The sequence below is a fragment of the Xanthomonas bromi genome, from assembly GCF_900092025.1.
Lineage (GTDB): Bacteria > Pseudomonadota > Gammaproteobacteria > Xanthomonadales > Xanthomonadaceae > Xanthomonas > Xanthomonas bromi.
In genome coordinates, this window is record NZ_FLTX01000021.1 from 25,107 (window position 1) to 40,576 (window position 15,470).

Consider the following 15,470-nt stretch of genomic DNA (forward strand, 5'->3'; position numbering starts at 1 on the left):
CCCTGGAGTGTAGCCAGCATCGCGTGCACGCCGATACTTGCACGCACCGATGCGTGCACGACGATTGCGATGAGCACGGCTGCAGGTCTGCATGTCTGTGCCTGCGTCTACGGCACGTGGCCGCTGGTCCGTTCGACGCGGCGCTGCGGCTCAGAACAGATCGACGCTACCCACTGGTTGCGCAACCTGCTGCAAGTGCCCGCCGGCAATCAGCTCGGCATAGACCGCCGCGCGATTGCGACCGTTCTGCTTGGCCCAGTACAGCGCCTTGTCGGCCTCGTCCAGCATTGGGCTGATCAGCCGGCCGTGGGTCAGTTCGACGATGCCGGTACTGAGCGTGACCTGCCCCACCTGCGGAAACAGGTGCTGGGCCACGGCCAGCCGGAACCGTTCGAACAGACTCACAGCGGTATCGCGGTCCACCTCGCGCAACACGATCACGAACTCTTCGCCGCCGAAGCGGAACAGCAGGTCGTCTTGGCGAAACGCACGTTGCATCAGCTGTGCGACCAACAGCAGCACCTCGTCGCCGTACAGATGTCCGAAGGTGTCGTTGACGCGTTTGAAGTGGTCGATGTCCACGATACCGAGCCACACGTCCTGGCCAGCGGCGGACTCGGCAGCGCCCGCAAACAGCCGCAGGATCACATCGTCGAAGGTCTTGCGGTTGCGCAGGCCGGTCAGTGCGTCGCGCTGGGCGTCGTCGAGCAGGCTGCGGTAATTCTGGAAGAACCGCGCAAATCCCTGCAGCATCGCTTGCTCGGCCATGCCAGGAATCCGCACGCCGCCCACCCGCAGGCAGGTGAGGATGCCGCGTGCTTCCATCATCGGGTAGACCAGCAAGGCGCGGCCGCCTTCCTGCAGTTGCACCACATCGCCCGGCCGATGCACCTCGGCCAGCTGCGTACGCGTCTGCGCATCGTGGATCTCGGACACCGTCAGCGACAGCAGGCCGTCGTCGCGCAGGCGCGTTTCGGCCATGCTGTTGCCATCCGGGGCGATGCGCAGCAGCGAGAGTTCTTCGGCAGCGCACACCTCGCGTACGGTGCGCAACAGACTCAGATCGAGCAGATCGGCATCGCGGATGGCCGTCAGGTCCACCATCCGTTCCAGCAACGGTGCGTTGGTCATGGCTGCGCCCGCCCGCGGACGGTCACGGGCCAGAAGCGCCGGGCACGGCATGCAGGCGCACATCTCGGGCTGGAACGCACTGGCATCACGGCAACGACCGTCAATGTGGATGCCGGGTCATCGGCGTCGCCCACTCGAACTTGAGTTTGCTCGCAGCTGCGCTCAGCGCACGGACAGCGCGGTACTGCGTGCCGGTCGCGTCCTGCCGCGCGACCGCAGCTCAGGGCAACGCGGACTCTAGCGCGTCCTCGCCCAACGCATGCCGCTGCATCAGGCGCCGGCTGCCGGCATTCAATCCTTTGACCTGCACATCCAGATCGTGATGGCGCAAGCGCTGCACCACCTTGTCCAGTGCCGCCACCGCGGTGATGTCCCAGAAGTGCGCGCGGCTGACGTCGAGCACCACCGCGCGGCCAGGCACCTCGCGCGCATCGAAGGCGTCGATGAACACATCGGCCGAGGCGAAGAACACCTGCCCGCGCACGCTGTAGATGCGCACGCCGTCGCTGCCATCGCTGTGCGTGATCTGCAGCAGCCCGGCCACCTTGAAGGTGAAGAACACTCCGCTCAGCAGCACCCCCACCGCCACGCCCGCTGCCAGGTTGTGGGTGAACAACGTCACCGCCACGGTGGCCAGCATCACCACGCTGGACGTGCGTGGGTTGGTCACCACGGTGCGCAACGAGCGCCAGTCGAAGGTCTCCGCCGACACCATCACCATGATCGCCACCAGCGCCACCACCGGCACCTGCGACACCCACGGTTTGAGCAGCACCATCAGGATCAGCAGGAACACGCCGGCAAACAACGTGGACAGCCGGCCACGGCCGCCGTACTTCACGTTGCCCACGGTCTGGCCGATCATGCCGCAGCCTGCAATACCGCCGAACAAACTGGCCGCAGCGTTGGCGATGCCCAATCCGGTGCATTCGCGGTTCTTGTTGCTGGGCGTGTCGGTGAGTTCATCGACCACGCGCGCGGTCATCATCGATTCGAGCAGGCCCACCATGGCGATCGCCAGGGCCGGCATCGCGATGATGCGCAGCGTCTCCAGCGTCAACGGCACCGCCGGCCATTGCAGGAACGGCAGTGCGTTGGGCAGCTTGCCTAGATCGGCGACGGTCTTGAGCGGCAGATGCAGCGCGGTGCCGGCAACGGTGAGCAACAGAATGCACAACAGTGGCGAGGGAATCGCCGACAGCCCCGGCACGCGCAGACGCGGCAGGCCGTAGATGATGGCAAGGCCTACACCCAGCATGACCCAGGTAGTCAGATTGGCGCCCAGCAGATGCGGCAATTGCGCGGCAAAGATCAACACCGCCAGCGCGTTGACGAAACCGGTACGCACCGAGCTACTGACGAACCGCATCAGCACGCCCAGCCGCAACAGCCCGAACAGGATCTGCACCGTACCGGCCAGCAAACCGGCGGCCAGCAGATACGGCAGCCCATGCGCGGCCACCAGCGGTGCAGCCACCAGCGCCACCGAGCCGGCTGCTGCAGAAATCATCGCCGGGCGTCCACCGCAGAACGCAATCACGATGCCGATCACAAAGGAGGCGAACAGGCCCACCTGCGGGTCCACCCCGGCCACGAACGCGAACGCAATCACTTCGGGAATCAAGGCAAACGTGGCGACCGCGCCGGCCAGCAGTTCGCGCGCGGGCGAGGCGCGCCATTGCGCCAGTTCGGCACGCAACAAGGACATTGGGAACACTCCGGGGACAGAAAAGACAGCCTGCGAACAGCACGCAGCAGCAATAGTGTGCGGGAAAGCGACCGCGCCCGCAGCCTGGGGGTGATCGGTGCGCCACTGCGCACTTCTGTGGCAGCGGTCACGCCACGCAGCGCGGCCGCAGACCAAGATGCCTCCCACGGGCTCCATGGTCGAGTCCGCTTATCCGGAGAAAACACCATGTCCATTTTCAGAACTGCAAGTAGGCTCGCACTGGCCACTGCGTTGGCGCTCACCGCCGCACCGGCCTTCAGCTATTCCATCAGCAAAAACAAGGTTGTCGACGACAGGGGCAAGGTGGTGCAGCTCAAGGGCGTCAATGTGTCTGGCTTCGAGACCAGCGACCATGTCATGCATGGCCTGTGGGCGCGCAACTGGAAGGACATGATCGTCCAGATGCAGGGCCTGGGCTTCAATGCGGTACGCCTGCCGTTCTGCCCGGCCACGCTGCGCAGCGGCACCATGCCAAGCAGCATCGACTACAGCCGCAACGCCGACTTGCAGGGCCTGAGTTCGCTGCAGATCCTCGACAAGGTCATCAGGGAATTCAACGCACGCGGCATGTATGTGCTGCTGGATCACCACACCCCCGATTGCGGCGCCATTTCCGAGCTGTGGTACACCGGCTCGTATTCCGAAGCGCAATGGCTGAACGACCTACGCTTCGTCGCCAACCGCTACAAGAACGTGCCGCGCGTCCTCGGCGTGGATCTGAAGAACGAGCCGCACGGCGCCGCCACCTGGGGCACCGGCAGTGCTGCCACCGACTGGAACAAGGCCGCCGAGCGCGGGGCGGCCGCCGTCCTGGCGGTCGCGCCGAAGTGGATCATTGCGGTGGAGGGCATCACCGACAATCCGGTCTGTTCGACCAATGGCGGCATCTTCTGGGGCGGCAACCTGCAGTCGCTGGCCTGCACCCCGCTCAATATTCCGGCCAACCGTCTGTTGCTGGCACCGCATGTGTACGGCCCGGACGTGTTTGTGCAGTCATACTTCAACGACAGCAACTTCCCCAACAACATGCCCGGCATCTGGGAACGTCACTTCGGTCAGTTCGCCGGCACTCACGCGCTGCTGCTGGGCGAGTTCGGCGGCAAGTACGGCCAAGGCGATGCACGCGACAAGGTATGGCAGGACGCGCTGGTGAAGTATCTGCGCAGCAAGGGCATCACCGAAGGGTTCTATTGGTCGTGGAACCCCAACAGCGGCGACACCGGCGGCATCCTGCGCGACGACTGGACCAGCGTGCGCGACGACAAGATGACCCTGCTGCGGATGCTGTGGGGTACCGTGAGCAGCGCCGCACCGACTCCGACACCCGCGCCTGCTCCAATGCCGAGCGCCGACTTCAGTACCCAGGTGATCCCGGACAGCACGTGGAATGGCGGTTATTGCAATCGCGTGCAGGTCACCAATACCGGCACCGCCAGCGGCACCTGGTCGCAGAGCGGCAGCACGCTCCAGACCAGCGGCGTGGACTTCAACCGGACCCTGGCTGCAGGTGCAACGGCCGCGTTCGGCTTCTGCGCGGCAAGCTGATCGACATGCGACGGGCAAACAGCGAGGCCGCCTACCAGTACATCGCAGACCTCGCAGTTTGCACGGCACGAGGTAGGCTGTCGTGCCGCGCTGTTGACCGCTGCCACTGTGTTGCGAACGGGCCGAATACGGCAGATGTCTTGAGGACGAAGTAGACAGTACGGGAGCGCCATTAGACGCGATCAGTTGTGATCGATCACCCACATCGCAACCAAGGGCGCTCTCTTACTTATATCGGCACGTCGTCGTTGAGCAGCAATGCCTCGAATAAGCAGACGCTGCCGCAGATAACGTTCAACACCGGCATGTCTCTGCCGTTATCCAAAGCATGACGCTTGCGCGCGTTTTGGACATCGTTTTCATCCCTGTTGTTTCCCTGTTGCGTCGTTACGTTGCCAATCTCACCCATAAGTTCGTCCTGGTGTGCACGCGATTGACCGAGGGCGTGATCCTGCTGGCGATGGCCGCCGCGCGTCTGCAATATCTGGATCTGCTTGAGGCGCGCACGCTCAGCGTCAAGACCGAGGTGGAGATGGGCCTGACCGTGATGCAGCACGACGCCGACAAGGTCAAAGCCGGCGAATTGACGCTGGAACAAGCCAAGGACGCCGCACGCACCACGCCGGCCGCCATGCGCATCAACGACGGCATGGACTACTTCTTCCCCAGTGTGCGGCAGGCAATATCGGTAGCATATGTGGCACCTGCCGCTGATGGCCCGCGATCGTGACCAAACAACAGCCTTCTCCGGTGCGTCCACGCAAGCTGCCGCGGCAATCGCGGGCTGCATACACCGTGGCTACGTTGCTGGAAGCGGTGGCATGCCTGTTGGAGAGCGAGGGGAACGAGCGCCTGAGTACCAATCGCGTGGCGCAGCGTGCCGGGGTCAGCATCGGCTCGCTCTATCAATATTTCCCTGGCAAGGACGCGTTGATCGTGGCGCTTTGCCAACGCGAGCGCGGTGCGTTTCTGGCCGAGGCCCAGGCCGCGCAGCAGGCGCCGGACGGCCGTGGCGCGTTGCTGCAACTCATCAGCGCCGCAGTCAGGCAACAACTGCATCGGCCGACATTGGCACGCCTGCTCGACTACGAGCAGACGCGCCCGGTCATCGCCAGCGAGCTGGCGCCGTTCATCGTCGCGATGAGCGCATTGGTGGGGCAATTGCTGGCACGTGCGGATATCCCCTCACAGCCGGATACAGCGAAGGCGATCGACGATGTCATCGCCATCGTGCGCGGCATGGTCAATACGGCAGGCGATCGGGACGAACACGATCGTGCCGGGCTGGAACAGCGCATTGGCCACGCCGTGTTCGGCTATCTCGGCATGCATCCCCTGGGTCCACAAGACCCGCACACCACCGGCTTATCGCCTGCCTAGCGTCGCCTGGCGGCGTCGAAATGCGAGCAGTCATGGCAGCAGACTGCACAGCCGCCGCATGGATCCACCGCTATTGCAGGCGTATTGCAGGCGCGGCCAATGCGAGTTTCGCAAATGGCAGATTGCTCTCAGCATGGTCGCTCTCGCCCCCCTTCCTCAAAGAGCACACGCAATGCGTATTTTCGTCACCGGCGCGACCGGATTCATCGGCACTGCCGTCGTCGCCGATCTCCTCCATGCCGGCCACCACGTCATCGGGCTCGCACGCTCGGACACTGCCGCAGCCACGCTGGTGGCAGCCGGTGCACAGGTACAGCGCGGCACACTCGAGGACCTCGACACGCTGCGCCAGGGCGCAGCGCAGGCCGATGCCGTCATCCACACCGCGTTCAATCACGATTTCTCGCAGTTTGTGGCCAATTGCGAGGCAGACCGCCGTGTCATCGACGCGCTCGGCTCGGCACTGGTCGGCTCGCAACGCCCGTTGGTGATCACCTCGACCACCGGCACCGCAAATGCCATTGCGGGCGAGCCGGCGTTGGAAACCAACAAAATCGCCAGTTCGAGCGCGTTACCGCGCGCCGCCTCGGAAGAAGCCGCGGGATCGTTGCTGCAGCGTGGCGTCAACGTGTCGGTGGTGCGGCTTGCGCAGGTACACGACCAGATCAAGCAAGGTCTGGTCAGCAACCTCATCGAGCTGGCGCGCGCAACCGGGCGCTCGGCGTTCGTGGGTGATGGCAGCAACCGCTGGCCGGCAACCCACTTGCTGGATGCTGCGCGCTTGTACAGGCTGGCGGCGGAAGCAGGCACGGCCGGCAGCAATTATCACGCGGTTGCCGAACAAGGCGTGCCGCTGCGGGAAATCGCCGAGGCCATTGGCCGTGGCTTGGACGTGCCGGTGGCCGCGTTGCCGCTCGAACAGGCGCAGGCGCATTTTGGCTGGCTGGCGCGCTTCGCCACGCACGACCTGCCCGCCTCCGGCGCGCAGACCCAGCAGCGACTGGGCTGGCATCCGATCGGTCCGAGCCTGCTCGCCGATCTTGCGCTGATGCGCGACTGAGCCAAGCGACGCGCCCCCTGCCTGCAGCTGTGGGCAGTGTTGGAGCGGCAAACAAAACGTCGCGAGCGGTCGTCAGGTGGGTGCGGAGTCACCGGAGGGTACACGTGCACCGACCGTCCCTGCCTGGCGGCCGCGCAGTCGCTTTGGCAGATGCTCTTCGCTCAGCGCAACGCGATCAATGCCGGGATGTTTCTTGCCCACCCGGCGAACGCGCACGTTTGGCCGCGTACATCGCTTCGTCTGCCGCATGCATCAGGCTGGCGGCCTCGGCCTGTTGGCCGTGTTGCCAGGCCACGCCGATGCTTGAGTGGATCGGAAGCTGTTGCTCACCGAACACGGCGCCCGCTGCGGCCGCGGTGCGAATCCGTTCTGCCACTGCAGCGCATTCGGTCTGCGGATCGTGCAGATCGTCCAGCAGCACCACGAATTCATCGCCGGCCAGGCGTGCCACCAGATAACGCTCGCCCGCCGCGCGTTGCAGGCAACTGCCGAACGCCACCAGCACCGCATCGCCGGCACGGTGGCCGTAGACATCGTTGATGCGCTTGAAGCCGTCCAGGTCCAGGAACATCACCGCCACCGCGCGTTGCTGCTGTTGTGCCTGCGCAACCGCCACCTGCAGCGCTTCGGACCAGGCATGCCGGTTCGGCAAGCCGGTCAATGCATCGCGGGTGGCGCGCTCGTGCATCAGGCGGTGCAGCGTCTTGTGCGCAGTGACATCGTGCACCATCAGGAAGAAGCCTTGCGCCGGCGTCGCAGCGCCCTGCGTTTCCGGCACCAGGGTGACTTCCACATCGCGCGGCGTGATGCCGCCACGCAAGACATGTTCGAAACCGGCGCGCTGCCCTGCCACTACCTGCGCCAACGCAGCGTGCGCGGCGGTGCTGAGACCGTCACCCAACACCTGGGTGATATGGCGACCGACCAGGCTGGCAGGCGCCACGCCGAGCCAATCGCGGTGCGCTTCATTGGCGAACAGGTAGCGCTGCCTGGCATCGAACTGGGCGACCAAGGTCGGCGTGGCATCGCTGATCGCGCGCAGGCGTGCTTCGCTGACGGCCAGCCGTTCGGCGGCCACGTGGCGCTCGGTGACGTCCTGTATCTGCGAGACGAAATGCACCGGCGCACCGCTGCTATCGCGCACCAGCGAGACCGACAGCTGGGCCCAGATCACCGCGCCCTGCTGGCTGATGTAGCGCTTGGCCAGGCTGTAACTGCCGCGTTTGCCGTCGATGAGTTCCTGCACCAATTGCCGGTCTATCTCCAGATCGTCGGGATGGGTGATCTGTTGAAAGCTCGTGCGCAGCAACTGCTCGCGCGAATAGCCCAGGATGCTGCACAACGCCGGATTGACGTCGCGCCATTGGCCTTCCAGCGAAAGGATCGCCATGCCTTGTGGCGCTGTTTCGAATGCGCCGGTGAAGCGCTCGGCGGCCAGCTGCGCGGCGGCTTGCGCCTGCAATTCGGCAGTGACGTCGATGGCCATCGCCAGATACCCGGCCAGGCCTTGCTGCGCATCATGGATGACGTTGAAGCACAGGCGCACGCGACGCAGATCGCCGTCCTTGCGCACCAGCGTCCAGAGGTCTTCGGTCAGCACATCGCCAGCGGCGGCGGCAGCCAGCTTCACGTACGAGGGCGCTACTGCCAGCGTCGCCATATGCCGTTCGAGTTCGGCCGGCAGATGGAACCGTTCCGCACAGGTGCCCAGCACCTCGTCGGCGCTGTAACCGAGCAGGCGCTCGGCACCGGGATTGAAGAGTTCGAGACGGCCCTGCGGATCGAACGCCATGATTGCGACGTCTTGCGAAGCGTCCACCAGCGCCTGCAGCCGCGCGCGTTCGCCTGCCAGTGCCGCTGAAGCGTCCCTGAGCTGGGTGATGTCGTGCATCACGCACACCGCGCCCAACGCGGTGCCCTTGTCGCCGATCACCGGGTCTGCGTTGCATAGCACGCTGCGCGGCGGCTGGCCGGTCGCACGGATCACCAGTTCGGCATTGCGTACGTGCTCGCCGCGCCACGCGCGCAGCAGCGGGATGGCCTCGGTCGGCAGCAGGTGATTGCCATCGGCGGTGTACAGATCGAAATGCAGCGCCCATTGCGCCGGCGGCAGCACGCGCGGATCGGTGCCATGCCATTGCCGGGCGGCGTGATTGAACTCGCGCAGCAATCCGTCGGTGCCGCAGGCCACCACCCCGTCGGGCATGGCTTCCAGCAACCTGCTCAAGGTCTGTCGCTGCGCCTGCGCGTCCAGCCGGTCGCGCCGCGCTTCCAACTGGTTGGCCGCCTGCCGCGCGAGACGGATCAACGCTTGCTTCTGGTTCTCGTCGAGCACGCGCGGCTTGGTACTGAGCGTGCACAAAGTGCCGTAGGCGTAACCTTCGCGCCCGATCAACGGCACCCCCACGTACGACCGCACGCCGGGGGTAGCGACCACCAACGGGTTGTTGGCGAAGCGTGGGTCGGCTTCGGCATCGGGCACTTCCATCAGCTCGGTGCCCATGATCGCGTGGGCGCAGAACGAGGCGCTGCGCGGTGTGCCCTCCAGATCGGTGCCGCAGCGCGCCTTGAACCACTGGCGGTCGGCATCCAGCAGCGACACCAGCGCCATCGGCGCGCCGCTGACATGTGCCGCCAGCCAGGCGATGTCGTCGAATTCGGCCTCGTCCTCGGTGTCCAGTACTCCCAGCCGACGCACGGCGTCCACGCGCAAGGCGTCGTCGACGGGGATCGGCACGGGCGGCAACAGGACAGTCATGGCGTAATCGGCGGGCGGCGTCTGGTCAGAATGGGTCGCTCCAAGTAACGGCAAGGCGACGGGCAACTTGAGCCACGCGCGGCCGAGCTCGCTCCAGCGATCAGGTTCTAGAAAGCGACCGCGCCAATCCGCATGGCGGCCGCCTCCATGGTTCCATCCGCAGCAAACCCTGCACGCCCTCCTGCCCATCAGCATTTGCGGCGCCGCCGAGCAGCCACTACCCTCGCCCGCTTGTCCTGTGCTGGAGTGTCACATGCTGCGTCCGCTGTCCTTGTTGATCGCCGGTGTGCTCGGCGTCGCTACCGGTTCCGTTGCCCCCGCCGTCGCTGGCGCGCCGGCCAGCCTGTCCAAGCCCGCGGCCAGCAGCGCCATTCCCGATATCGCCTATACCCGTTTCACCCTGCCCAACGGCCTGACCGTGGTGGTGCACGAAGACCACAAGGCGCCGGTGGTGGCGGTGAGCATCTGGTACCACATCGGTTCCGGCGACGAGCCGGCCGGCAAGACCGGCTTCGCGCACCTGTTCGAGCACCTGATGTTCTCCGGCTCGGAGAACAACAAGGGCAGCTTCTTCGCGCCGCTGGAAAAGGTCGGCACCACCGACATGAACGGCACCACCTGGTTCGACCGCACCAACTATTTCGAAACGGTGCCGACCACGGCGCTGGACACCGCGCTGTGGCTGGAATCGGACCGCATGGGCCACTTGCTCGGCGCCATCGGCCAGCAGGAACTCGATACCCAGCGCGGCGTGGTACAGAACGAAAAACGCCAGGGCGATAACCGCCCGTATGGCCGCGTGGACCAGAACATCCTGTCCAACCTGTTCCCGGCCAACCACCCGTACCAGCACGACACCATCGGCTCGATGGAAGACCTGGACGCGGCCTCGCTGGCCGACGTCAAACAATGGTTCAACGACAACTACGGCGCCGCCAACACCACCCTGGTGCTGGCCGGCGACATCACCGTGGCGCAAGCGCGCGCCAAGGCCGAGCAGTACTTTGGCGATATCCCGTCCGGCAAGCCGGTGGCGCGTCAGCAGCCGTGGGTCACCCCGTTGGCCGCACAAAAGCGCGGTGTGCAACACGACCACGTGTCCCAGCCACGTATCTATCGCACCTGGGCCGCGCCGCAGCTTGGCACCGACGACATGATCCAGCTGGATCTGGCCACCACAGTGCTTGGCGGCGGCAAGACCTCGCGGCTGTACCAGCGCCTGGTCTATCAGGACAACCTGGTGGACGACGTTTCCGCTTCGGTGCAGCCGTTCGCGCTGTCCAGCCAGGTGCAGATCCAGGCCGACGTGAAGGACGGCGTGGACCCGGCCAAGGTGGAAGCGGTCATCGACGAAGAACTCAAGAAATTTATCGCCCAAGGCCCGACTGCCGACGAGTTGCAGCGCGCGCAGGTGGCCTACCGCGCTGGCTTCGTGCGCGGGCTGGAAAAGGTCGGCGGTTTCACCGGCAAGGCGGTGCTCCTGGCGGAAGGTCAGGTTTATCGCGGCGACCCGGCCGCCTACAAGAAAGACCTGCAGCGCGCCCTCGGCGCTAGCGTGGACAGCGTCAAGCAGGCGTCGGCGACCTGGTTCGGCAAGGGCGATTACCTGCTGACCGTGCTGCCGGCCGGCAAGGACTTCGACCCGGCCGCCGAAGACAAGGCGGTGATCGCACGTGGCGAAGAGGCCGGAAGGCCGGCGCCGAAGCTGCCCGCCGCGGGCAAGTTCAAGCTCACCGCCTCCACGCTGGACCGCAGCAAGGGCGTACCGCAGACCGATCAGTTCCCGGACCTGAGCTTCCCCAAACTGCAGCGCGGCAAGCTGAAGAACGGCATCGAGGTGATCCTGGCCGAGCGCCACACCATCCCGGTCACCCAGGTGGAGCTGCTGTTCGACGCCGGTTATGCCGCCGACCAGGGCGGCAAGCTCGGCACCGCCAGCTTCAGCGCCGCACTGATGAACGAGAGCACCGCCGCACTGGATTCGGTGGAAGTGGCGCAGCGCCGCCAGCGCCTGGGCGCAATCACCGCGGTGGGCTGCGATCTGGACAGCTGCAGCGCCTCGCTGGATGCGCTCAACGACCAGTTGCAGCCGTCGCTGCAATTGTTCTCCGACATCGTGCGCAACCCGGCCTTCAAGGCCGCCGACATCGAACGCATCCGCGGCCAGTGGCTGTCCGGCATCGCGCAGGAAAAGACCCAGCCCAACAGCCTGGCGCTGCGCGCACTGCCGCCGTTACTGTTCGGCAGCCAGCACCCGTATGGCATCCCGCTCACCGGCAGCGGGACCGAGGCGGCGATCAAGAGCCTCAACGCGCAGGATCTGCAGAATTTCCACAGCCAGTGGCTGCGTCCGGACAACCTGCGCATCCTGGTGGCCGGCGACACCACGCTGGCGCAGATCATTCCGCAGCTCGATGCCGTGTTCGGCGACTGGAACGCCCCGACCACGGCGTTGCCGAAGAAGAACCTGGCCAACGTCGCCGCCCAGCCCAAGCCGCGTGTGTACCTGATCAATCGGCCGGACGCACCGCAGTCGGTGATCCTGGCCGGCCTGCTAGCCCCGTCCACCAAGGCGCCGGATAACCTGGCCATTGGTGTGGCCAACGGCGCCTTCGGCGGCACCTTCACCTCGCGCCTGAACATGAATCTGCGCGAGAGCAAGCGTTGGGCCTATGGCGCCGGCACCCGCATGATGGATGCGCAGGGCCAGCGCCCGTATCTGTTTTCGGCACCGGTACAGACCGACAAGACCGCCGAATCGGCCAACGAGATCTTCAAGGAAGCGACCGCCATCGTCGGCGACAAGCCGCTGACCACCGATGAGATCGAGAAGATCAAGAACCAGCGCATCCGCGCCCTGCCCGGCAGCTTCGAAACCGCTGACGCGGTGCTGGGTGCGATCGAAGGCATCGTGCAGTTCGACCGCCCCGACGACTATGTGCAAACGCTCAAGCCACGCCTGGAAGCGGTCGACCAGCCGGCCGCGCAGAAAGCCATCAAGGAGATCATCAAGCCCAACGCGATGACCTGGGTGATCGTCGGCGACCTGAAGAAGATCGAAGCCCCGGTGCGTGCGCTCAAGCTGGGTGAGGTGCAGGTGCTGGATGTGGACGGTAAGCCGGTCAAACGCTGATCGCCCATCTGCCGCATCGGCTGCGCTGCTGCACGCAGCGCGGCTGGTGCTGGCAGGGATCTGGGTTGATGCCGGCGTGTGGTGGATAGCGCGGCAGTCGTTGTCGGGTCGTCGTGCAGCCGTGGCGGTACAAACCACGTTGTTGCAGCGCCAGGGGCCCAGGCGCATGGTCTGCTGACCTGCGGTCGGTGTCTGCAGACGTGGTCGACGCAGCAAGCGCGCACGTCGTACTGCGTGGCTTTGAAGCAGCAATGCGACTGGCCGGTCGTCGTCAGGCGAGCACAGCCGATGACACGCAATTCCTGCCGCATACGTCCTGACGGCACTCGCCAGGGCATGCTGTGGATGCCGCGCCTGTTGAGTAGGCCGCCTTGTGTTTCGCCACCGCAACGACCTGCCCCATCGGCACGCAACGACGATTTTAGAGCGGCGTGATCCTCACGCGGCGTTGGCTTATGAGCACGTGCCGTCCGCGTGGCAGCATCCACGCTGCATTACCTGCGCTGCAGGTATCCTTGCGCCTTCCTCGTTCGTGCTTGCCTGGCTTATTCGATGAAAGACATGCCCTTGGCTGACGAAGCCTCCCGTCAACAAGTCCTGGACGGCTATCGCATCGTCGACAGCCTGCCGGAGGACACCTATCAAGACGTGGTGCAGATCGCGGCCTCGCTGTGCAACACACCGATCGCACTGATGTCGCTGGTGGACCGCGACCGCCAATGGTTCAAGGCCCAGCTGGGCCTGGGCATGCAGCAGACCGACCGCAGCCAGGCGGTGTGCGACCACGCCATCCGTAGCCCCGATCAGCTGATGGAAGTGCCCGACCTGCGCAATGACAGCCGGTTTGCCGAGATCTCGGTGGTCACCGGCGACACCGGCGCGCGGTTCTATGCCGGCATGCCCCTGGTCACCGACGAGGGTGTGGCATTGGGCACCGTCTGCGTGCTCGACACCGAGCCACGCACGCTCACCGACATTCAGCGCACCGGCCTGCAGGCGCTCGCACGTGTGGCCATGCGCCTGCTCGACGAACGCAAGCGCGAACTGCAAAGCGAGCGCGACGCCATCCTGCGACCGGTCGCCCCGATCGCCAGCCAGGCCGTTGCCGACACCGGCTACCACCTGGTGATTCTGGAAGTGCAGGAATTGGCTGCACTGGCCGAACGCCAGAGCGAGCGCCTGCTCGGGCGCACTTTGCAGCAGCTCGACCAAGCGTTCGCGGCATTGGTGCAAGGGCCCGGCAACAGCATCGACCGCGTCACCGAAAGTGCGGAATTCATCGCCGTGCTGCGCGGCCCGGACGCCGAGCGCACCTTGCAACGCCTGCGCGAGATCGCCCAGCAACAACATGCGCTGGGCCTGACGGTCTTGTTGGGCGAAGCGCAATCCACGCGCCCGGACGAAGCCATCGGCCAGGTGTTTCTACGCGCCGAGATCGCGCTGAGCGCAGAAAAGGATCGTTACCGGCAGAGCCTGGCCTGAGGCCTGCGAACCGATCCGCTTCTTCGCGCGCGTCCCCTCATCCCATCGCGCACTGCTTCAACTGGCGATCGGCGTACCACAGCGCGCGGCGCGCCAGATCGTAGGCGCTGTCGGCCTGGCGCGGCAGCATCTGTGCCGCCATCACCGGGTCGGCGCCATTGTTCAAGGCATGCTCGGCGCGTTCCAGATCCGACAGATGCGTGCGCACCGGCGACAACAGCGAGGCGCGCTTGGATGCATCGCAACGCGCACTGCGCTGTTCCAGCGCCGCCAACGCCTCGCGGATGCGACGACTGGCTTCGCCCTTGAGGTCGGGCAACGTTTCGTGCGCGATCGGCGCCGATTTATAGGCATCGCCGGTCGCCTCGCTCCCCATGTCGGCCTGATTGCCGGCTAGCGCGGGATTGAAGCGCACGTCCGGCGGCGGCCGCGCCTTGGCGACCTGCGTCTGCGGTCCATTGAGCATGTCGTTGAACTTTTTCATGCCGCGATTCATTTCCTGCATCGCCACATCGCCCAGCGTGCCGTCGCTCTTCCAGTCCTTGGCGAAGCGGGTTTCCTGGTACTGCACCGGATTGACCCGTTCCATCACATTGCGCGCCTTGGCCTGCGCGCGCTCATCGGTCATGCCCGGCGGCGCCGCGTTGCCGGTCTGCGCCATCGGGTCGACTTGCGCCATGCGCAGGCGTCCCTCGCCGGTATACAGCTGGGCCGACATGGAGTCGCTGGCCGGCGCATTGGCCGCAGCCACCTGCCGCAGCGGAGGCGGAGTGCGCGTCGGTGGCGGTGCCGTGCGTGCAGCCGATGCGGAGGCGGAGGCGGCACGCGGTTTACGCTCGGGCTCCTGCTGCGGTGCCTGCGGTGCCGGAGGCGTTTGTTGCGGCCGCGGCAGGAAATACACCTGCAACCTGTCGTCGTGTTGCGCTGTTTCGCGCGGAGGCGGCATGTACAGCAACAGGCAGGCAAGAAAGAACAGGATGGCGCCCGTGCATGCGGCAGCGGCGACATGCGGGACAAGCGCTTCCTTCCTGCGGGTAATCACAATGCGGGAGACCGATGAGATGAGAGTGCGGATGCCACACCATGAACCCCGGTGTGCGACGCGCAAATCTAGCGGGCGCGGCGCGCGCACGCGTTTGTAATTCGTTGTTTGGCCGGAAAGGACCAGCCGCCATTCACATTGAGCCGCAGGTAGGCGCGCGTGGATTGGCGGATAAGGTGCGCAAGGGATGGCGCGTCCACTGACCGTATC

General features: G+C 65.5%; 9 protein-coding genes and 1 pseudogene. 6 read left to right on the top strand and 4 right to left on the bottom strand.

Annotated elements, in window-relative coordinates:
- Window positions 1-150: 150 nt before the first annotated feature.
- Together XBLMG947_RS07470 and XBLMG947_RS07475 are read right to left on the bottom strand one after the other, a co-directional pair.
- Window positions 151-1,131 carry a GGDEF domain-containing protein gene (locus XBLMG947_RS07470; protein WP_065467365.1) on the bottom strand — a complete coding sequence of 327 codons (981 nt, stop codon included), beginning with the start codon at window positions 1,129-1,131 and terminating at the stop codon, window positions 151-153.
- Window positions 1,132-1,351: 220 nt separating this feature from the next.
- Window positions 1,352-2,839 carry a SulP family inorganic anion transporter gene (locus tag XBLMG947_RS07475; RefSeq protein ID WP_065467367.1) on the bottom strand — a complete coding sequence of 496 codons (1,488 nt, stop codon included), beginning with the start codon at window positions 2,837-2,839 and terminating at the stop codon, window positions 1,352-1,354.
- Window positions 2,840-3,046: 207 nt separating this feature from the next.
- Here XBLMG947_RS07475 and XBLMG947_RS07480 point away from each other — a divergent pair, with 207 nt between their 5' ends.
- From XBLMG947_RS07480 to XBLMG947_RS07495, 4 genes and pseudogenes are all read left to right on the top strand, one after another.
- Window positions 3,047-4,405, top strand: coding sequence for a glycoside hydrolase family 5 protein (locus tag XBLMG947_RS07480; RefSeq protein WP_065467369.1), 1,359 nt, complete (start codon window positions 3,047-3,049; stop codon window positions 4,403-4,405).
- Window positions 4,406-4,784: 379 nt separating this feature from the next.
- Window positions 4,785-5,069, top strand: a pseudogene (locus XBLMG947_RS07485) (cache domain-containing protein); the annotation flags it as partial.
- Window positions 5,070-5,131: 62 nt separating this feature from the next.
- A complete protein-coding gene (locus tag XBLMG947_RS07490) occupies window positions 5,132-5,785 on the top strand; it encodes a TetR/AcrR family transcriptional regulator (RefSeq protein ID WP_167352009.1) in 654 nt (217 codons plus the stop codon).
- Window positions 5,786-5,957: 172 nt separating this feature from the next.
- The gene (locus tag XBLMG947_RS07495) at window positions 5,958-6,845 is read left to right on the top strand and encodes an SDR family oxidoreductase (RefSeq protein WP_065467374.1); all 888 of its coding nucleotides are present in this window, start codon (window positions 5,958-5,960) and stop codon (window positions 6,843-6,845) included.
- A gap of 175 nt (window positions 6,846-7,020) precedes the next feature.
- Here XBLMG947_RS07495 and XBLMG947_RS07500 read toward each other — a convergent pair whose 3' ends face one another.
- Window positions 7,021-9,798, bottom strand: a complete 2,778-nt coding sequence (locus tag XBLMG947_RS07500; RefSeq protein WP_425479258.1) for a PAS domain S-box protein — start codon at window positions 9,796-9,798, stop codon at window positions 7,021-7,023.
- Window positions 9,799-9,856: 58 nt separating this feature from the next.
- Here XBLMG947_RS07500 and XBLMG947_RS07505 point away from each other — a divergent pair, with 58 nt between their 5' ends.
- Both XBLMG947_RS07505 and XBLMG947_RS07510 read left to right on the top strand, forming a co-directional pair.
- Window positions 9,857-12,736 (top strand): M16 family metallopeptidase, encoded by a 2,880-nt coding sequence (locus XBLMG947_RS07505; protein ID WP_065467378.1) that lies wholly within the window; start codon window positions 9,857-9,859, stop codon window positions 12,734-12,736.
- Window positions 12,737-13,288: 552 nt separating this feature from the next.
- Window positions 13,289-14,218 carry a GAF domain-containing protein gene (locus XBLMG947_RS07510; protein ID WP_065467380.1) on the top strand — a complete coding sequence of 310 codons (930 nt, stop codon included), beginning with the start codon at window positions 13,289-13,291 and terminating at the stop codon, window positions 14,216-14,218.
- 37 nt (window positions 14,219-14,255) lie between these two features.
- Here XBLMG947_RS07510 and XBLMG947_RS07515 read toward each other — a convergent pair whose 3' ends face one another.
- The gene (locus XBLMG947_RS07515; RefSeq protein WP_065467382.1) at window positions 14,256-15,260 is read right to left on the bottom strand and encodes a hypothetical protein; all 1,005 of its coding nucleotides are present in this window, start codon (window positions 15,258-15,260) and stop codon (window positions 14,256-14,258) included.
- Between the last annotated feature and the right edge of the window lie 210 nt (window positions 15,261-15,470).